Origin of the sequence: Leptothoe sp. ISB3NOV94-8A (assembly GCF_043421595.1) — a bacterium.
GTDB classification, from domain to species: Bacteria; Cyanobacteriota; Cyanobacteriia; order Phormidesmidales; family Phormidesmidaceae; genus Leptothoe; species Leptothoe turfae.
The window spans coordinates 6,470,241-6,489,037 of sequence record NZ_JAXSQW010000001.1; the positions used below are offsets into that span (position 1 = coordinate 6,470,241).

Consider the following 18,797-nt stretch of genomic DNA (forward strand, 5'->3'; position numbering starts at 1 on the left):
TAAATCCTATTGGATAAACTCTCAAGGATGTATAAATATCTATGATAAGCACCCTGTTTTCATAAACTTGATCAGGGTTCACAATTCGTAGTTTGACAGTCAACTTATTTATGACTAACCGCTGGTTTGACTATGGTTTTCGAGTACAGCCTCATCACACCGACTATGGTGGTATTGTCTGGCATGGCACATATGTTCAATGGATGGAAGCAGCCCGGGTGGAGTGTCTTCGTGCCCTGGAATTTGCATTCGAAGACTTTGTCAAAGCAGGCTATGACTTACCTGTCATCGACCTGCAATTACGTTATCACCAACCCCTGATCTTGGGAGCCAAAGGGTTGGTTAGAACGCGATTAGATATACAACGCAGTGTCAGAATGAATTGGCTTTATGAAATTTACGATACGACAGAAGACGCACAAAAACTATGTATTACCGGTCAAGTATTGCTGGTTCCTATAGACATCAGCAAACGAAAAATTGTCCGGCGCTTACCTCCTGAGCTCCAGCCTATGTTGGACTCACTATATCAATATTTTGTAGATTGATGGACCACTAGTACTGCACTACTGCTCACTGCTAGCCAACTCTTCCAAAGCTATACCCGCAACACGACAGGTGCGCCAATCATTGAGCATCACGGCACCTTTAGACCTATAGAAATCAATGGCAGGCTGATTCCAATCCAAAACACTCCATTCAAAACGGCCGCACCCTTTAGCCAAAGCTGTCTGGGCGAGATATTGAAAAATGGCAGTACCGATACCTCGACGGCGATATCCAGGCAAAACGAAGAGATCTTCTAAATAAATACCTGGTTTCATTAAAAACGTAGAGAAATTAAAAAAATAAAGTGCAAACCCAGCAGGTGCTCCATCAATACGCGCAACAATCGCGTGGGCTTTAGGACTGTCGCCAAAGAGATATTTTTCTAAATCTTCTGGCGCACCACTCACTTCATGGGCCAGATTTTCATATTCCGCCAGAGCCATAACAAGCTCAAAGAGTAATGGAATATCATTGCGGGTTGCGGGGCTAATAGTAATGGGGGCTACCATTGAGCAATTAATCAAAAATGGGTGGAGACACAACTACTGTGAGACAGCCAAACGGCTCGTAACGCGGCCGATAACACGGTTCGCTGCTATGACACCAAAATGTCGACTATCACGGGCTTGCGGCTCACTTGTATTATCGCTGATCAGGTATACACTACCGTCATAGAAGATTTCGCCGACCCGTTTTATGAGGAGCAATACAGCAGAGTTATCAGGTGCAACAACCTGACTAGTGCGTACTTGGGCGATGGCAATATCACCAACCTGCACTGCTCCTCCCATCTTGGCTAAAATCGTATCTCCAGGCATCAGCGTTGGCACCATAGAATTCTCACGAACCACAAACCGTCGCCGTCGCCCTGATAGCCATTGAATATACTCCTTCCATCCGGCACTAGGCAGTACACTTTTGTGTACCTCACGTGATGGGCTATACCCATTTCCCCTTTTACGACTTACCATTCACAGCCTTTGGTTTTGAATACAAAAATCCCGCAAGGGAAAGACCCTGCGGGATTGCTATAGAAACATGAGCTACATAGCTACTAGCTAGCGGTATACCAAGCCACATCACGCCCCTTAGTTGCCCAGAAGATGGTGTGGATCTTCTCAACAGCAGCCATAAGCTCTTCAGCATGCTGCTGGCTGACCTCTACTTTGCAGGCAGAGCAAAGTTTTGCCGCCTTCCAGAAAGTATCGTGCAAATCAGGATAGGACTCTAAGTGCACGGGCTTAAAATAGTCAGTCCATAGAATCAGGAGATCATCCTTAGTCTTTTGAGCCTGCTCTTCCTTGATCGCGATGTAGCGAGAAAGAGTGTTCGCGTAGACTACTTTACCAGCGGCATCTGCTGGCTCTTCAAGGGCCAAAATTTTCTTAGTCATCGAGAGCACAGCTTCAGCGGTGATGCGGGCAGCAGAGGGATCATAAACCCCACAAGGGCCATCACAGTGAGCGTGGACCTCAGTAGCAGGGAACCAAGCGTTTAGTAATTCAATTGCGTTGTTGAGCATAATCACCAATCGATTCAATAGTTGATGGGGCTTCTGCTAGAAACTTCGCCGGCAAGATCGTTCAGCGAAATCGTCCAGCGAAATCGTCCAGCGCAGTTAACAGTATACTGCCGTTTTCCCATCCCTCCATGGGGGATAGCAAAGGATGTATAAATCCTTTTGAAACTTAGCGTTCTGCGACTTTCGTGATTATAGACCGTGCGAAACTCGTGTCAATTATTAGAACTGATTCGCAGTTTGCAACAGCTTGCTTTCAGGGATGAATACTCCCCGCTCTGAAGGTCCTATGAATTTCAGGTTCAACATAAACAGCATTCTATGGAATTCAAGGTTTGCTTCATTAACCCCTAGCTGCTCTTTGGCTGCCATTAAATGAGCCTTAGTGCGCTGATATATTTCATGCTCGATCAGACTTAACTCGTATGAATTTTTTCTACTGTCAGCATTCTTGAGGCTCTTATCGTCGAGCACGTTCTTCATGCTTACTACTTCGATGGTGTGTAGTGCGTCCTTATGGGCTTGGATTTCGCTTTGCATCCTGGTGATAAGTTTCCCTAGCTCGGCTACACGATTAGCCTGAAAACGTAGCGTATCTATATCCATGATCCTTTCCTTGTTTTAATGAACCGTTTATTGAAACTCTGTAGATGCCCCTAAGACCGTGGCGTTAGTCCTGCCAATTCAGAGGCTTTGGCTTACCCTCATGGCATGTGTATCTATCCGTGTCAATCCAGGTAATGAAGTCTGGCTTGCCATCAATCAACTCCATTTGTCCAGGTGATAGGTGCCATATCCTGTAGCCTTTCTTGGTCACCTGATCATTGGTAATGTTTGAGCACCTATCTAACGCCAGCACTTGAGCTCCTAAACATTCTTGAGCTGAAGGATTGCCAAACAGGTTGTTTGTGTGTCTCCAGAACTGTTTCTTAATCCTCATTCAATTGACACTCCTCTGAATGTTTCTGCTGTTGACTTGCTTTGAGGTTTGGCGTTATCAAAATCATCCTTAACTGAGTGAATGACTTGAATATTTCTGTGGTTTGGAATGGTTAAAATCACACCTCCAAAGCATTCAATAGTCGTGTAGGTTGTGCCGATGGAAAAATCCTTGATGGTTCCACTCATAGGTAGGTTGCGTAATCTTGCTAACCTCAAGGAAGGGTTGATAGTGAACTTTGCGTTAAACCCAATACGTTCGTTTTTGCTAATGCTAGTAACGGGCTTAGGTATTTCGTACTCTTGAGTCATGATTGAACTTCCATTAGAACTTCTATTGGAACTTTTCAGAGCTACTGTTTAAGCCACATTCCGTTGTGGAGCCCGTAGCCTAATTGCATCATTGCTTCAAGCTTTTCCTTTGTCCTTGGCTTCTCAAGTAGCTTGTGATTGCCTAGCTCTAGCTCTATATGGGCGTCTAGGTCCTTGTTGTGAAAGTCACCATCTTCCGTTGCTATGAATCTCTTAAAGGACTGCACAAGGGGAGATAGAGAACTCTCTTTTATCCTGTCAGCAAAACACTCATAGCCGTTAATCACGTTAAACGCTTCAGCAGGTGTCCCCCATGCACCAATGATGTACCCCGTAGCTGCAAAGTCTGCATAGATGGCTTTCCTGGCGCTATCGAGCAATCCTTTTTTGCGTTGTTTCTTCCAGGCTTTCTTAAACTCTTCGTACTTAAAGAATCTCTCTTTGTCCTGATAGAAATTCAGAATCTTCAGTTCAAAAAAGTCAGTGAAGTCAATAGACTCGATGTCCAGTAATTCACGCTCGCCTAGTTCAGACTCGTCTAACTTTTCATGGATCAGAACGATGCAACGCCGCGTAAGCTCTTTCAGTTTTGGATCACAATGCAAGGGCCAGACTGAACTGTAGACCTTAGGCGAGAAAGTTCTAAAGCTGTCGTTTTGACCTGAAGTACTAGAACAAATCTTCCAAATGTCCTTACCCTTAATAGCCCCCTGTAGAAACACACCAAGCATGTCAGGGTCATTAAAGGTGTCCAAGTTCACATTGTCCCAGACAAGGAAGAAACAATCACTTTCTTCACCGTCATAGCCTTCAGGGAACCTAAGGTTATTCACCTCGTTCCTAACGCTTCTGGCTGTACTGGTAGCGCTCAAGCATTCAATATCAATCATTTTTTCAATGAGAGTTGCAATGAGACTTTTTCCAGCACCCTCAGGACCATAACTGAATAGGTAAGGTACCTGTGTCGCCCAGTTGCTATTCAGCCATAGGTATACAGCTGCCATTGGGTACTGAATTTCACCATGAGGAAGGATAACGACCTTTTGCATTAGGTCTATGGTGTTCTGATACCTACTTTTTTCTTGGTCCCAAATGTCTGACCAGTGTGTCTGGGTTTTTTTTCGTAACTCGTTGATGTTTAGCCCCATCGTTTGTTTTAATGAAAGTCTTAATGAAACTAGAGGGAGGCTACGCAACCTCCCTTTTTTCTTGGCTACGCAATCAATGAAACGATGAGTTCAAACTTCATCTGTTCAGACATCTCATCCCCCAAGATGCCTTGCATACCATCGATACAGGCTTGAAGCTTTTCATTGAGCAGTACCTTTTCCAAGGCTTCTAAACGCTGCTCTGCAATTTCAGCCCTTGTGTAGGACTTGCGACCATTGCCACCTGCCCACGCTTTAGGAAATTCAAGGGTTTCAGGCACACTATCAGGCTTTTCAATTTCAGTGAAGCTGGCTAAGTCCTCAGCATAGAGTTCAAACTTTTTGTCGTTCGATAGAGCCTTTTCAGCAATGTTTTCACTGGCCCCCATCGTGATTCGACCACAGTAGAACTTGCCCTCTTCACACTGAGCTAGCAATTTAGCGCTTAACTTGTCTGCTACTGCATCAGCTTTTGTAGAAACTGTGAACCCAACGATGCCAGGGAAGGATGCAGTTTTCCCATCTTTGTCCAGGGCTTTTGCGGGTTCTTTTTCGCAGTGTGCCAGTACACAAATATTGTCACCGTCATGCTTAACGATCAGCCAATTAAATTGAAGGTCACAGTCTAAGGCTTCACCTTTTTTAGAACGTAGATCACCGTTGTACTTTTCGTTGGGAAGAATGTAAGCCATTGATTAAGTCCTCGTAATGTACTGCTGTGTAAGGTCCTAGTTGAAAAGGCTTTTGTTTGGTACCTGAACCAAGGTCTGAAACTATCGTGATGCTGTAGCCGTTGGATTCCGCTAAATGACATTCAAGTAGGAATAAATACCTCTTATCCCTATGGGCTTTTGAATTAATCCACTGACCTTTGCATTCAATAATTTTTCGTTCACCTACTAGCTTGAAATCCCATGATTTTGATCTTTCATTAAAACTTTCATTGCAACTAATCAGAGGTAAGGAAGGCTGATAGATGAAATCAATTTCAGTCCTTTTTAATTCAAGGTAGGTTTTGAACTCTAAATTCGAAGCAAAGTAAACATCATTGGGTGATCGTCGCTTTTCGTATTTACGACGCAAGCTGAAATCATAGAAAAAAGCTTCACGATTTACCGCTTTTCTTGAGGTGGAACCTGCGGGCTTCGTAGAAGAGTTTCTGGGCATCTTTAATCTCCATAGCTTCGAAAATACCTGCTAGATGATAGGCAGTGAACTGAACTAGAAAGTCACGATCGTATTCAATTTTTCTGAGTTCAGTTCGTGAAACCTTGTACTTTGATTCGCCAATGACCCCAACATTTCTAGTTCTAATAGAAGTTCCATTAGAACTTATCTCAGTGATTTCTTCTGTGCTGAGTTTTATGTTGAAGTGCTGGCCCTGTGTCTGCGTCCAGTGGTGACTCTTGGAGACTGATTGACATGATTGTGTTTCCACCTTGAGTGAACTCCGATAGTATTTTTGTTAGCTCGATAGCTGTCATTTCATCTGTCAAAGGAATGGAGATTACGTGACACCAATTAGTTTCTTTGTCATTCCAAAAGCACTGAAATTTTTTCAATCTTCTACCTCTGCTGCTTGATTAACTGAAACTACGAAGTTATACGACATAGCTTTTTCTTCAGCTCGCTCTGCACAAATAGCAGTTATAGAAAGGATTGAAAGACCTGGTTTACTATCCCTAGGAAGCTGACACTTAGCTAGTACTTTGTACTGTTTCACTCTGGCTCCTCATTAGAATGAACACCAGTAATTCCAAACTCATCAGGCCCTAAGTACATTCCTTTTGCTTTTACTATTGCTTCAGACATAGAGTTAGCTTCTATATCTAAAGAACCTGAATACAAATCTTCCATTCTTAGGATTCTAGAAGTATTAGGATCAACGATTGCTCTACGAACCTTGTAAGTTACTTTGTATTTCATTTTTTCTTTTTCCTTTTTGTGTTACTACCTTGAAACTAAATTATGTTGAGTGAGAATCATTCTCATATCGTCAATATTAGTTATAGGGATTAATAGATTTAAGCTAAAAAAATCAGCTACAAACTTACCCTTAACTAACTTCAGTTCACCTACTTTTTCTAAGGTGGTTCTGTCTTGAATAACCAAAGAGTCAGTTTCATTCACTAGTAATCAAACTCCCGTAAAGTATCCACCTGGAAAAGCTTCGTATAAGACCTTAACGATGGTGATTCGCTTGTTTTCAGTCATGTCACTAAAGCCTGCAATAAGTGAATTGAACTGCCATCCACCCCTAACTTTTTTGATGGTTCCTACTGGCACGTCAACACGGCTGTAATACTTCTGCTGCTCTTGTATTTTTTGTTTCATTGAAAGTTTCATTGAGAATCTTTGAATGTGTACACGTTCAAAAAGGCTTAAGCAAGTACAGGTTCAAACAGCTGAACTAAAAGTTCTTCACGAATGACCATGACGCTACCCTTGAGGCCCCCTTCAAGTGCCCAAACTAAAATCCTGTACGTTACTTCAGGCTGACTAAATGAAATGCTTTCAACTCTGGCATCTATTAGCCCGTTGGCTGTTTTGAGTTTGATTTCATTACCTTTGCTGAGAAGTGGTTTTTGTGGATGGTTCATTGTGCGAAAATAAATGCTTTGAATATGTACGTGTTCAAGCTTCTAGGAAAAGTTCCAATAGAAGTTCTATTAGAACTAGGAAGTGTAACGCCTCAAACCCCTATTCTTTCGTGTGGCCTGGGTTGGCTTGCTAGCGTTTTGAATACTCCCTTGAATGTGTACATGTTCAAGATGCAACAAATAAATAGAATTGACAACCCATTCTCTACTTATCTATTCCTCTGATTCAGATAAGTCTAGGTTATATGACTCAAGCAATTCTATTTTCTCTCTAATCATTCTAGCGATGTCGGCAGCCGTAATTATTTCTGGAACCCTTACAGCATAGGTCTTTAACGGTTTCCCGTGTAAATGCCATTTATGCTTAGGTCCAGAATTTGGCCTTGCACCTCCGTGTCCTGTCATTAATCAATCCGGATATTTTCAATGAAACTTCCATTGAAATTCTAAATCCTTCAGCAATAACTTCGTAAGAGTACAAATACCTTAGGGGTCTAACACCTCACCCCTGACTTTCAGATCGCTAGTCGGCCCTAACGACGACAGGTCAAACGTCTTGACGCCTATAGATAATCTGAGCTTATATTTTTACAGATAGCGATTCAATTTTTCTATAACCATTGACACCTGGAGGAACCCCTATGGCTGCTGCAATCACTACTGTTTCTACCACCAACGAACAGCAACTTTTGGAAACTGCCCGTAAGTCCAAAGATGCCATTGAGGCCTTTGCTGCTGCTAACCCTGAAGCTGATCTATCGGGATTAAGCGTCACCGAACGAATCGACTTACCTAATGGGCGTATCACTTACACCATTGTGGTTCCAGTTGTGGAAACCAATGACGCTGATGGTGGCTTTTCCATCGATGCTAACGAAGTAATGGTGTAGGCCATTTGCTTTTTCCATTCCTTGCTAACCCATTACTTTAGGAGACTTGACCGTGACTGATTTAGCTTCTGTAGACGCCACGATCGGTAAGGCAACTTATCGATTCAAGGGTGCAAAGTGGTTTTACTCAACTAAGGCCATTCGTGACAATATTGGCGCAACCTTAACGGGTGAAGGTGACTTGGCGGATAACGTTGTAATTGACAAAAAAGTTTCATACCAACGTGTTCTAGTTCGCATGGTTGCTCAACTTGCACCTGACTCTGTAGTTGGTGGCAATGCTGCACAAGAAAACCGCTCTCGTCAGTATCGTTTCTGGTGTCATCCTGAATTCGTTCGTGAGGCATTGGTTAATCTTCCAGGCAAGACAGTTGATGAAAGCCTACTACCTGGAAACTACAAAATCCGCAAGGTGTTTATGCCTGTAGATTCCAATCTTGCCTAGGCCAGTTTAGGTGTGGGAACGAACCATTTACCTCGTGCTTTATATGCGTATTTAACACGTCGGTATTGACACAATTTGCGGGCATGACGAGCAGAGTAACCAAATCGTTCAGCCCACACCTTTACGGGTACTACTTCCCAGTTTTCTGGTAGCTGAGTAGTGCCCCTTATTTTTCGTCCTTTCTTAAATTTAATTGACATGGAGTTATCGTTACTAATCGCTCTTACTACTGGAGTTATAACAGTCCTAGGTGCTGTTTGGAATGTAGCAAGAGGAATCAATCAAAAGCTTATTTTGCTGTATGAAATCAGCCGTTGCGTTAAAGAATTAAAGACTCAGGATAGGGCCATCCAAAAACAGGTGACTCACCATGAAATATTCATGATCAGAAACTTCCCTGAGTATATTCCTTTTTCTAATGAACCGTTCATTGAAAGTTGAGATATGGCAGTTCTAGCAAGTTCAATAATTACAAAAGATGATGGTGATCAGAACTACTTGATTAGCACTGATACATTTAGCGCTGCATCAATCGTTGTGGAAATCATAGGCCTTCCGTCTACATGGGAATTAGCAGGCAGGCTGAACGTGCTTGTGAACTATGGCACTGATGAAAATCCATTGTGGGCATCAGTTCAAACGCATGAAATAAGACCTTATGTTCCTAGCCTTATACAGATAGGTATCGAGTCTGAATATAGGTTAATGGTGAGGTTTGTTAAATATATAAAGGACTGCCAGATCTTCATTCACGATGCTGGTTCATACGGTAACGGCCTCATTCCAGAGCCAGAATTTTTACTCGATAGTTGGCCAGGTGCAAGTTTGTTTGCTTTGGAGCAATTGTATTCAAGCTTTGCAGGACCTTTCTTTTCAGGATCAGAAACAGACATCACTACATTGCAAGGCACTATATATAATGCGAAGCCGTGGGATGGAATCGTTGACGTATCAGGTGGAAAACTCAGGAGCGCTGATGAATGGACGTATCTAAAAAGTGTCGGTCCCGTTGAGCTTTCAGCAAACAGAATGGTTGTGGGTGTTCTATCGGTTAAAGGTAGTTTCCCTGACGATAATTCACGAGGAATGCTTGAACTTAAAGGAAGGCTTTTGTTTCAAGTAAATGGACTTAATGAAATAGAAGTTTATGCCCCAAGATCAGACGGTCAATTCGGTGGTGTGAACCTCGGCAGTATTCCAGGCGATGATCAGTTTTTCTTGATAGCCTTCTTAGTTGAAACTAACAGCTTGAGATGCTGGATAAACAATCAACTTGTTCTCAATCAATTTGTGGATAACATTATTTCTGCTGATGGCCCACTAGAAGTTTCGCTGCGTGGAGTTGAGTGGAAAATGTTAGCAACTTGGGATGATTCTGTGATTCCAAATAATCCAGCAGATTTGATTCAAGCTGTAGTGAATCATTTTCAAATTACATAATCTTGATTGCGTTACTTATTCATAGAAGCTAGTATCTGAATGACATTACTTCATTCAAAAGATAGTTATGGCTACTCCACTTCCTGGTTCAATTCCTGCAAGCGTAGATACTGTTGAAAAACTGATGGTTTACGCCACTGATCTGTACACTCGCGTTGCAGCAGGTCGCTACTATTCTGAGCGTTCAGATTCTGATCGCAGACCTTTTCTGCAAGTATCAATTGACCAGACTTTTGGCTCTGAAAATAGCAGTCAAACCTTCATTATTTTTCGTGGTGCTGTACCTCTAAACCCTAACTATGCACTAGAAGGTCAAACACTTTGGGAGGGTTCACCTGGCCTAACGGGTTCAGTTACCCTACCCCCTGGTTTTACGTCCTAGGAAAAGTTTCATTAAACGGTTCATTGAAACTATTTGGAGGTAAGCAAAATGCCAGTTGATAGCACCATTCCAGTACTTGATCTAAAGCCACTTTCCTATAACCCATTCCTTGATGGAACCGTGGTTTATGACAATACGGGTGGTGTTCTGGTGCCACGTTCAGCAGGTTCAATGGTTGATCCTGTCGGGAATGCCCTTTTAGATGCAAGACCTAGCAATGCAAGTACTCAAAGTTTGATTGATTCTGCTAGGTCTGTTTCTAGGGGTACCGTTCAGGCTAACCCTGCTGCACTAAGGGGTTACAGAACGTCAGGTAGTTTTTTTGATACTCGTTCTTTTGAAAGGGCAGTTGACAATCTTTCAGATGCAGAGCTAAACAACTTTATTGATGACTTAATTTCACAACCTGGTAGAGCTGCCTCCGAAAATGCTGCAACTGCAACGAGGAAAGGATTAAATGGAGCGCTAAAGGCTGGCTCTGAAATAGCTGGCGCTGTTGGACTTGCAATCGACGCTTACAACATAGCTGATGCAGTCCTTGATCCAACGAACAACCCAGCTGATGAGATCGGTGACTTTGTAGGCTCAACCATTGGTGGTGCTTTAGGTTCAAAGCTTGGGCCATTTGGTGCCCTGGGTGGTGCCTTAGCTGGTGGCTGGATAGGAAGGCAAATAGGGAATCTGTTACAAGGTGGCGGCAGTGCATTTGATGATTCTTTTGGCCCTGCTCCTTTTGAAGGGGGGCAATGTCCTACGAGGTACAAGGCAGTTCAAGGACCTTATACGTATTTGGATAACAATGGAGTTCTCCAGAATGGCCCTGCTGGCAGTACTTCTTTTGGGAATGGCCCCCTTAGATACGTGACTGATAGGGGGGGGCAGCGCGTTAGGCTTGCGTCTGGGACAGGAAGCTCTTTTCTTCGTACTCTAGATGTTTCCAGGAAAGGGCCTAACGCTCGAATTGTTGATAATGGCTGGATAATTACGAGAGAAGACGGCTTACCGGATGATTGCGGCGATCCACAAGGTGAACCCACGAAAACACCGACACGCCCAACTTATGCACCTTTAGATTTTGATAGCCCCAATTTCTTTAGACCGAACTTACCTGATACACCGCTGCCGGATGGATTACCTGAAGTTCCGGACGATGCGCCAACTTCACCAACTTCACCAGATTCACCAACGGGCAACCCAGATGATACGGGTTCGCCTAACTTGGACGATCCACCATCACCAGATGACTTGCCTGAACCTAGGCCACAGCCAGATGAACCAGGGCCTGATCCAAATCCTGAACCAGATGATTCAACGTGTTGCTCTGAGACGATTCAAAAACTGAACGAAATTATTGACTTACTTTCTTGGGAGTATTCAGGCGAGGTTGATATCTCTGCCTGTGGTGATGATCCAGAAATAGTTGAATGGAGAGGTAGTGGCCTGGATGGTGTGACGCAAGCTTTACTTGTTTTGCAGGAACAACTTCAGTTAGTCCATGAGAACACTAAATGTGGCCCTGAACCAGCACCGTTACCTATGCTTTGGGAAGTGAAATCAGGCCAGGTTCCTCAGTTGGCGATCTCTTGGGTAAGAACAGCAGGTGGGACGTCAAAATGGTCTATGCACGTTCCACATCCAAGGTCTGATATAAATCCTGATGTGCCGTTGTCATTTCCTGATTACGTGAAAGGCCCATTAATGGCAACACTGAAACTAAACGACAACAGTAAGGTGATCGTGAACGCCAGGGATAAGACTGAAGCCGATAAGGTTATAGGCTATCTGACTTCACAAATTATTGATGGTAGCTACCTGACTGACAGCAAGCTTACCTACACCGAAGGTGCAGCATCGCGTGTAATAGCCGAAGTAAAAGCCGTACACATTTCAGCATACGGTTCTAAAAAAGGTGATCCACCACTATGGGCTAAGTCGTTGGATTAGTTTCATTAAACGGTTCAATGAAACCTAGGTAATGCTTAAAGATGATATCTGGACTGTTGCCAAACTCTTTTGCGATCAGGGCTATTCTTCTAGGGTCACGCTGTACAGCTGCTGTAATGGCTGTATGCCTCATGCGATAAGGGCGAAAGTCTTCTTTGATGTCAGCGCCTTGAAGCACCTTCCTCCATACCCGATAAACCCAATTACTGTGGTTATGGGTACTGGGGAATAGATACCCTTTGTTGTTGGTATTAGCAAGATAATCTTCTAGGGTTTGTTTTTGTCTCAATGAAAGCTCAATGAAACGAGAGTTGCCCGTCTTAGTGCATTTAACTTTCCCTTCAGCAGTAATACTGCGTTTTATTGAAAGTTTCATTAAAACAGGATCGAAGTCACTAACTTTAAGCCCTCTAACTTCACCTGGTCTAAAGCCACACCATAGCCACAAGCTAATTAGGGTGTAGGTTTCTAGCCCAAGCTCATCAGCAGCGATCAACAATCGTTTTTGCTCATCTTCACTAAATGGGTTTGGTTCAACAGAATTTTTTCTTGAATAACTAACGCCTTGGCAGATAGCAGGTGCTACAGACTTGATGGCCCCTAGATATCTGGCTTTGGTAGCTGCCGCGATGTTCATGGAATCTAGCCATTTACGGACGTGTTCAGGGCTGTTTAACCTTGGTTTCTCACTGTTTAGCTTCTTAAGCAGGCTTCTATTGGTGGAGTTTTCGGGCTTCTTTGCGATCGCAGAATGAACCTTCATCCAGTCCCACAGTTCAGCATCAACGAAGTATTTTTCTAGGTCTGTGAAGCGCTTGGCTGCTACTTCTTGGCTGATGCACTTACATATGTATTCCATGCGTGCAACGTGCTCTGGGTTATCCGCTAACCCCCATTGCTTGTAGAACTGAACGCCTTGATGTGTAAAGCGTATATACAATTTTTTCGAGCGTGTCCGGGGTCGGATGCCTTTAGCCATTTGCTGTGCTATTCCTGTGCTAAAACGACAGGTCACAGAACGCAAATTTTCAATGAAACCCTTGCTGTGCAAAGGCTCTAGCCCTCCATGGGGGATAGCAAAGGATGTATAAGGATTTATATTGTAATATTTATAATATTTTTGTACTAACCTCAGGGTAAACTCATGGGTGAAAATATAAGTACTTTTAAGCGGAACCTTGAGGCATCAGAATTTAGCATATTGGCTACGCTGGATACGTTATTCAGTAAGAACATCAGCTTTCTTACTCATACTGACAAGTTGCGATAATTTAGCCACTCAATTGGCCGATCCCAACGCCCATCTTCCCCCCTGTGTCGAGCAAAATTGTGACTGTGGTGATTTTGTCAGTCAAGACCTGGCGCAATTAGTCCTTAATGACATTCAGGGTGACCCCCATAATTTGGACGGTGATGATAACGGTCGCGCTTGTGAACAACTGCCTCAAAGTACACCAGCATTAGACTGGGAAACTTATTTTTCTAACAATCCCCATATTGCTCTGGGCAATCCTAGCCACGCCGGGCAAGAAAATATTAATAACTATTTAATTGATAGAGAGCAATATGTTCTGGCTTACAGTCAAAGTCGAGGTGTATTGCGTTGGGCTAGTTGGGTCTCAAGTCGCGACTGGATTGGTAGTACCGAGCGACAAAACAACTTTCGCCCGGATGGCATTTTACCCAAGGGGACATATAAAGTAGCCCCTGGAGACTATACCAATAGTGGTTATGATCGTGGGCATATGGTGCCTTCAGCGGATCGTACAGCTAGCAAAAAAGATAACTCGGCAACATTTTTAATGACCAATGTTTTTCCTCAGACGGCTGAGAATAATCGTGGACCCTGGAAAGAGCTGGAAAATTATTCCCGTGACTTGATCTATCAGCAAAATAAGATCCTGTATATCGTTGGTGGAGTCTATGGTCAAAAGGAACCTATTGCTAAGGAGCGAGTTATCCCTCCCAGCCGTACCTGGAAAGTGATTGTGATTTTTGACGATGAACCAACTGTGGATAACGTTTCTTACAACACTGAGATCATCGCTGTGGATATGCCTAATAACAAGCGTCTCGATGATCAATGGCAAACGTATCAAACCTCTGTTGATCGAATTGAGCTTGCTACAGGTTACGATTTACTATCGGATGTTCCTGAGGCTTTACAAATTGAGCTTGAGGCTAAACTAAGTGCCCATTAGAAATTGCAGTCCTTTCCACACCGCTGACAAATACGTTTAACTATTGCTAAGATGCTGCCTGAGAAACGCTATAGTTCTTTGCCAGGCAAGGTCTGCCGCGTCAGCGTTGTAACGGGTGCCAGAAGGATTCGCAAACGCATGATTGGCTCCTTCATATATATAGATATCAGTATCTTTGCCAAGGTTCTTGAGCGCTGTCTCAAATGATTGAACTGTGTCGGGAGAGGGGTTGGTATCCAAAGCGCCAAAGTGTCCTTGAATTGGCATTTGTAAGGGTTCAAGGGTGGTTAGATCAGTGGATAGTTGGCTGCCGTAATAAATCACAGCCGCGTCAAGATCTTCAGGTAGCGCCAGGGCTGCATTGAAAGACCAGGACCCACCAAAACACCAGCCAATACTGCCAACCTTAGGGGCCTGTTGTTCATTGGTAAGATAGTTATGGGCGGCTATCACGTTTTGAGTCAGCCGATCTGAGTTTTGAATAGCCGCTTGCACTAAGGTTTTAGCTTCATCGCGGGTTTCTGCTACCTGCCCATCGTACAGATCAACAGCTAAGGCGGCGTAGCCTTCAGCAGCAAGGCGACGGGTCATGGTGCGAATATTGTCGTTAAGGCCCCACCATTCTTGAATTACAATTAAGCCTGGTAAAGGTTCAGTGGCATCTGCGGGCTTAACAAGATAGCCTTCAAATGGAATGCCATCAAGGGTTCCATAGGTAACATCCTGTGCCGTTATAGTCTCAGCTGCAACATCTTTGGCTGCAGGAGACGCTACTGGAACATCGTCGTTGTGGAGTTCTGCTATGGCCTCACTTTGGTCATTAGCAGGAGTTTGACTAGACGAAGGAGGATTGATCAAGGTACAGCTAAAGGCGAATAGAGCTGTCACCAGGGCAAGACCTAACAGTTTGCGCATTGTTGCTAACGCGAGAGTAACGCTTAAAGAGTAATCGATTTTTCTAAAGATAACCTGAGAAGCATGGGTTGAACCGTGTCAGGGCAGGTACGCACAAGGCGAGTAGGCACAAGGCCGCCCCCTACGGGATGGGCACCGTGTCTAAAAGCTGGGCAATGATGGGAGCGCTTTTGTGGCCGCCACTGGCAATGATTCGATGGGCTAAAACAGCTGTGGCAAGGGTCTTGACATCGTCGGGTAGAACATAGTCTCGATCTTCTAGAAAGGCTAAGGCTTGGGCTGCGCGATAGAGAGCCACTGTCCCTCGTGGGCTAACACCAAGGGCAACATCCTCATGGTCACGGGTGGCACGCACCAGATTAATCATGTACTGCTGTACGGAGTCTTCGACCCTGACCTGCTGACACTGCTGTTGCAGACTGTGCATTTCGTCTAGGGTAATGCAGGGCTCTAGATCAGTTGGTTTAAATGGCTGGGTCAAATTTTGCAGCATCTTCAGTTCTTCTTCAGCACTGGGGTAGCCCAAGCTTAGGGATAGGGCAAAGCGATCCATCTGGGCTTCAGGCAATGGAAATGTTCCTTGATACTCCACAGGATTTTGGGTTGCAATCACGAAAAACGGTTCGGGTACCGGGCGAGAAACGCCGTCGAGGGTCACCTGATGTTCTTCCATCACTTCGAGTAGTGCCGACTGAGTTCGCGGTGTCGCACGATTAATTTCATCGGTCAGTAGTATGTTGGCAAATACTGGTCCTGGCATAAACTGAAACGTGCCGCTGCTGGGGTTCCAGATATTTGTGCCAGTGACATCGCTGGGCAGTAAATCGGGTGTGCACTGCACCCGTTGAAATTTTCCATCAATGCAGCGGGCTAGGGACTTTGCTAGTAAGGTTTTTCCCACTCCAGGGACATCTTCGAGCAGAACATGACCACCGGATAAAAGTGCCACCAGCACCAGGCGAATGGGCTCTTCTTTGCCAACAATGGTTTTATTCAGGTTCTGAACGATTTGGTCGATGCGATCGCGCATGGTTGCCCTTAGTGAACTGCCTACAGCTTACCCACACAGTTCAAGGTTTTGGAATGATGTAGCTCACAGGCAAACGTTTTTAGAGAACTTTGCCCCATGCCACCTACGGATGACGGGGGGCGTTGCATTGCCTACAATAAAAATGTACTAGGTCGAGGTGCGCCACAAGGTAATAAACGCGATGACCATTGAGTTTCAGTTTCAGCCAGAGAAGGCAATAGCAGCTGCAGCCCTGTTATTAAAGTGCCATGGTGAACCGATAAAATATCTTGGGTTGCTCAAGATGCTGTACATTGCCGATCGAGTCGCGTTGGCACAAATGGAGCAGCCGATTACGGGTGACCATTATGTGTCCATGGACTATGGTCCGGTCCTTAGCGGTGTTTATGATTTGATCAAGGGGCAACCCGTTGATGACGCGCTACCTCTGTGGTCCAAATTTATCTCTCCCCGTGAAGACAACTGTGTTTCTCTGCTTGAAGATCCAGGCAATGGAGAACTTTGTGAAGAAGAAGAAGAGATCCTTCAACAGGTGTATAACACGTTTGGTCATTTGGATCCTTTTGAGGTCGCCGAGTGGACCCATGATTTACCTGAATGGAGCGATCCTGAAGGATCAGCCATTCCCATTGTGGTAGAAGAGATTCTTAAAAATCTGGGCAAAAGTGATGCTGAAATTATGCGCATTCAAGACGATGTTACGCGCGAGGCCTATCTCGATCAAGTTATAGAGGATGAGGGTTAAATGGCTAGCCTCTCTATTCGTCTCGGCGATGCGTTTTTAATTAAAACACCGCCGAAAGGGAAGCATTTGTATATTGCGATCGCAAAAACCACTAAAACTCGACACCTATTTGTCAGCGTCAATAGTCGCCAACCCAAGTCAGAAACTGTCTGTATTCTCAAACCCGGTCCTGATGTGCCAGACTTTATCATTCATGAATCGGTTGTTAATTACCGATTTGCCCGTGAACTAACAGTTAAGGAGTTAGCCAAATTGCTACCCATGGGACATCGCACCCATAAAGGCTATTGCTCTAGAGCCGTACTCCAACACATTCAAGCCGGTGGATTAGCCTCGAAACGGTTGAAGAACCGCTATAAGCTTGCCCTTAAAGATTTTTTAGAGATGTAGTGCCACAAATTTCGTAGTCCCCTTACCCAAGATCAGCTCATGATTCAGCGTACCCTCTACGTCATTGCTGTCCCCAATCTTGAAATCTCAGCCCCTTTCTACCGCGATGTTCTGGGCTTCACCATCGAAGACATGGGGGACCCAGGCTGGCGGATGTATAGGCGTGATGGCTGCCGCATCATGGCTGGAGAATGCCCCAATGCCATTCCGGCAAGAGAGCTAGGCGACCATTCTTATTTTGCCTACTTTGTTGTGGATGATGTGGACAGTGAGTATAACAAAGTGACAGCTCACAATGTGGAGATTGTAAAACCCCTACGCGATGAACCGTGGGGCATGAGAGAGTTTGGTTTACGCACCATTGATGGTCATCGTCTGATGATTGGGAAAGATTTGGATGAATAAATAAGCTAACAATAAAACCCTACACCTGGTAACGGTCGTGTCTCTTACCTTTTAACCTTGCAGTGGTTTGGCATCACCTTCTCTCCAGAGTGCTTCAAAGGAGAGTTGTAAGGTCTTTGCTAGCCCTGGATGGGTAACACTCAATGCCGTAAAGCTGGGAGAACTGACCACCGGGTCCTGCAATGACAGTAGCGTCACCCGCTCATCAAACAGCTGCATTTTAAACGGCACTTCTGCAACAAATCGTACCTGTTGCCCCCAGTCCTGGCACTGGCGGATAAAGTCACGACTGCTAGGATCTTGCCACACATTGTGTTCGTAAATGGTGCGATAGGTAATGCCTTGTTTCAGGGGACCTTCCACGAGTTTTAGGCCATCTTCATAGCTAAGTAGAGAGGGATAGGTAAAAAATACGCAAATGCTATGTTCAGCGGCCTGGGCCAAATGGCTGCCTCGTTCATTAATGTGGTTGGGATCTGACAATACTTCGACATAGGCCAGGGGATCTTGATTGCGATGGCCTGCTGCATAGAGTGGGGCTAGGGCGGCCACCATTGCCTCAGACTGTTGTTGCTGGCGAGATAGTTCGGCTGCGTACTGACGCTGTTTAGCTTGCACTAGTCCCGGTAAGGCCTGGGTCGGATCAACGGCCTGGAATAGGCGTTGTCTGCCAGAGTGGCGTTCGAGGGCAAGGTTGCGATCGCACAACCCCCGTAACACATCATAAATTCGCTGCCGAGGCACCTTTGCCTGGGTTGCTAGTTGAGATGGGGTAAAATCCTGCCGTTCTAGCAACGCTAGATAGACCGCCGCTTCATAGCGGGTCAACCCCAGATTCGTCAGATTTTCTAACTGCTGTGCATCGCTCATAGTTCTGTGACAAGAAATGACACCACTGCTCAGTGGTGCTATTGTAGAATCCTGTCAGTCATCACACAAGTAG

The 18,797-nt window shown here is 44.7% G+C and carries 26 protein-coding genes; 11 read left to right on the forward strand and 15 right to left on the reverse strand.

The features are described 5' to 3' along the window. Positions 1-110 precede the first annotated feature (110 nt). Positions 111-548 (forward strand): acyl-CoA thioesterase, encoded by a 438-nt coding sequence (locus tag SPB21_RS27735; RefSeq protein ID WP_490793647.1) that lies wholly within the window; start codon positions 111-113, stop codon positions 546-548. 18 nt (positions 549-566) lie between these two features. Here the strand turns inward: SPB21_RS27735 and SPB21_RS27740 are convergent, their stop codons facing one another. From SPB21_RS27740 to SPB21_RS27790, 11 genes are all read right to left on the reverse strand, one after another. Further along, entirely contained in the window at positions 567-1,058 is a 492-nt protein-coding gene (locus tag SPB21_RS27740; RefSeq protein WP_163663478.1) for a GNAT family N-acetyltransferase, read from the reverse strand. Positions 1,059-1,091: 33 nt separating this feature from the next. Beyond that, a complete protein-coding gene (locus tag SPB21_RS27745; RefSeq protein WP_499868266.1) occupies positions 1,092-1,520 on the reverse strand; it encodes a S24/S26 family peptidase in 429 nt (142 codons plus the stop codon). An 83-nt stretch (positions 1,521-1,603) separates the two neighbouring features. Further along, the gene (gene sodN / locus SPB21_RS27750; RefSeq protein ID WP_006518321.1) at positions 1,604-2,071 is read right to left on the reverse strand and encodes a superoxide dismutase, Ni; all 468 of its coding nucleotides are present in this window, start codon (positions 2,069-2,071) and stop codon (positions 1,604-1,606) included. Positions 2,072-2,290: 219 nt separating this feature from the next. Continuing rightward, a complete protein-coding gene (locus tag SPB21_RS27755) occupies positions 2,291-2,674 on the reverse strand; it encodes a hypothetical protein (protein WP_499868268.1) in 384 nt (127 codons plus the stop codon). 330 nt (positions 2,675-3,004) lie between these two features. Then, complete coding sequence (locus SPB21_RS27760; protein WP_499868270.1) at positions 3,005-3,319, reverse strand: hypothetical protein; 315 nt, start codon at positions 3,317-3,319, stop codon at positions 3,005-3,007. A 41-nt stretch (positions 3,320-3,360) separates the two neighbouring features. After that, the gene (locus tag SPB21_RS27765) at positions 3,361-4,323 is read right to left on the reverse strand and encodes a hypothetical protein (protein WP_499868272.1); all 963 of its coding nucleotides are present in this window, start codon (positions 4,321-4,323) and stop codon (positions 3,361-3,363) included. Positions 4,324-4,532: 209 nt separating this feature from the next. Continuing rightward, a complete protein-coding gene (locus SPB21_RS27770) occupies positions 4,533-5,159 on the reverse strand; it encodes a hypothetical protein (protein WP_499868273.1) in 627 nt (208 codons plus the stop codon). Further along, entirely contained in the window at positions 5,122-5,634 is a 513-nt protein-coding gene (locus SPB21_RS27775; RefSeq protein ID WP_499868274.1) for a hypothetical protein, read from the reverse strand. Before SPB21_RS27775 ends, SPB21_RS27770 begins: the two co-directional genes overlap by 38 nt. Positions 5,635-6,186: 552 nt before the next feature. Next, on the reverse strand, positions 6,187-6,393 hold the full coding sequence (locus SPB21_RS27780) for a hypothetical protein (RefSeq protein WP_499868276.1): 207 nt from the start codon (positions 6,391-6,393) through the stop codon (positions 6,187-6,189). Between the two features lie 210 nt (positions 6,394-6,603). Next, a complete protein-coding gene (locus tag SPB21_RS27785) occupies positions 6,604-6,813 on the reverse strand; it encodes a hypothetical protein (RefSeq protein ID WP_499868278.1) in 210 nt (69 codons plus the stop codon). A gap of 35 nt (positions 6,814-6,848) precedes the next feature. Beyond that, positions 6,849-7,067 (reverse strand): hypothetical protein, encoded by a 219-nt coding sequence (locus tag SPB21_RS27790; protein WP_499868280.1) that lies wholly within the window; start codon positions 7,065-7,067, stop codon positions 6,849-6,851. Between the two features lie 641 nt (positions 7,068-7,708). Between SPB21_RS27790 and SPB21_RS27795 the strand changes: the two genes are divergently transcribed. From SPB21_RS27795 to SPB21_RS27820, 6 genes are all read left to right on the forward strand, one after another. Then, positions 7,709-7,957, forward strand: coding sequence for a hypothetical protein (locus tag SPB21_RS27795; protein ID WP_499868282.1), 249 nt, complete (start codon positions 7,709-7,711; stop codon positions 7,955-7,957). Between the two features lie 52 nt (positions 7,958-8,009). Further along, positions 8,010-8,402, forward strand: coding sequence for a hypothetical protein (locus SPB21_RS27800; RefSeq protein ID WP_499868283.1), 393 nt, complete (start codon positions 8,010-8,012; stop codon positions 8,400-8,402). A gap of 198 nt (positions 8,403-8,600) precedes the next feature. Next, the gene (locus SPB21_RS27805; RefSeq protein ID WP_499868285.1) at positions 8,601-8,843 is read left to right on the forward strand and encodes a hypothetical protein; all 243 of its coding nucleotides are present in this window, start codon (positions 8,601-8,603) and stop codon (positions 8,841-8,843) included. A 3-nt stretch (positions 8,844-8,846) separates the two neighbouring features. Continuing rightward, complete coding sequence (locus SPB21_RS27810; protein ID WP_499868287.1) at positions 8,847-9,842, forward strand: hypothetical protein; 996 nt, start codon at positions 8,847-8,849, stop codon at positions 9,840-9,842. Between the two features lie 67 nt (positions 9,843-9,909). Next, complete coding sequence (locus SPB21_RS27815; protein WP_499868289.1) at positions 9,910-10,224, forward strand: hypothetical protein; 315 nt, start codon at positions 9,910-9,912, stop codon at positions 10,222-10,224. 33 nt (positions 10,225-10,257) lie between these two features. Continuing rightward, entirely contained in the window at positions 10,258-12,168 is a 1,911-nt protein-coding gene (locus SPB21_RS27820; RefSeq protein WP_499868290.1) for a hypothetical protein, read from the forward strand. On the opposite strand, the gene SPB21_RS27825 is transcribed toward SPB21_RS27820, so the two are convergent. Continuing rightward, a complete protein-coding gene (locus tag SPB21_RS27825) occupies positions 12,152-13,147 on the reverse strand; it encodes a tyrosine-type recombinase/integrase (RefSeq protein WP_499868292.1) in 996 nt (331 codons plus the stop codon). The two genes, SPB21_RS27820 and SPB21_RS27825, sit on opposite strands and share 17 nt — an antisense overlap. Before the next feature lie 304 nt (positions 13,148-13,451). Here SPB21_RS27825 and SPB21_RS27830 point away from each other — a divergent pair, with 304 nt between their 5' ends. Continuing rightward, the gene (locus SPB21_RS27830; protein WP_250565752.1) at positions 13,452-14,369 is read left to right on the forward strand and encodes a DNA/RNA non-specific endonuclease; all 918 of its coding nucleotides are present in this window, start codon (positions 13,452-13,454) and stop codon (positions 14,367-14,369) included. Between the two features lie 36 nt (positions 14,370-14,405). On the opposite strand, the gene SPB21_RS27835 is transcribed toward SPB21_RS27830, so the two are convergent. Together SPB21_RS27835 and SPB21_RS27840 are read right to left on the reverse strand one after the other, a co-directional pair. Then, positions 14,406-15,284: a dienelactone hydrolase family protein gene (locus SPB21_RS27835; RefSeq protein ID WP_499868293.1), complete on the reverse strand. Its 879-nt coding sequence runs from the start codon at positions 15,282-15,284 to the stop codon at positions 14,406-14,408. Between the two features lie 121 nt (positions 15,285-15,405). Then, positions 15,406-16,314, reverse strand: a complete 909-nt coding sequence (locus SPB21_RS27840) for an AAA family ATPase (protein ID WP_163663472.1) — start codon at positions 16,312-16,314, stop codon at positions 15,406-15,408. Positions 16,315-16,495: 181 nt separating this feature from the next. Here SPB21_RS27840 and SPB21_RS27845 point away from each other — a divergent pair, with 181 nt between their 5' ends. From SPB21_RS27845 to SPB21_RS27855, 3 genes are read left to right on the forward strand one after another with little or no spacing between them, the layout of a single operon-like run. Next, entirely contained in the window at positions 16,496-17,059 is a 564-nt protein-coding gene (locus tag SPB21_RS27845; protein WP_163663470.1) for a Panacea domain-containing protein, read from the forward strand. Beyond that, entirely contained in the window at positions 17,060-17,449 is a 390-nt protein-coding gene (locus SPB21_RS27850) for a hypothetical protein (RefSeq protein WP_163698714.1), read from the forward strand. It abuts the gene before it with no gap. Between the two features lie 39 nt (positions 17,450-17,488). Beyond that, positions 17,489-17,854, forward strand: a complete 366-nt coding sequence (locus SPB21_RS27855) for a VOC family protein (RefSeq protein ID WP_163663466.1) — start codon at positions 17,489-17,491, stop codon at positions 17,852-17,854. Between the two features lie 51 nt (positions 17,855-17,905). Here the strand turns inward: SPB21_RS27855 and SPB21_RS27860 are convergent, their stop codons facing one another. Then, on the reverse strand, positions 17,906-18,724 hold the full coding sequence (locus SPB21_RS27860; protein ID WP_163663464.1) for a TrmB family transcriptional regulator: 819 nt from the start codon (positions 18,722-18,724) through the stop codon (positions 17,906-17,908). Between the last annotated feature and the right edge of the window lie 73 nt (positions 18,725-18,797).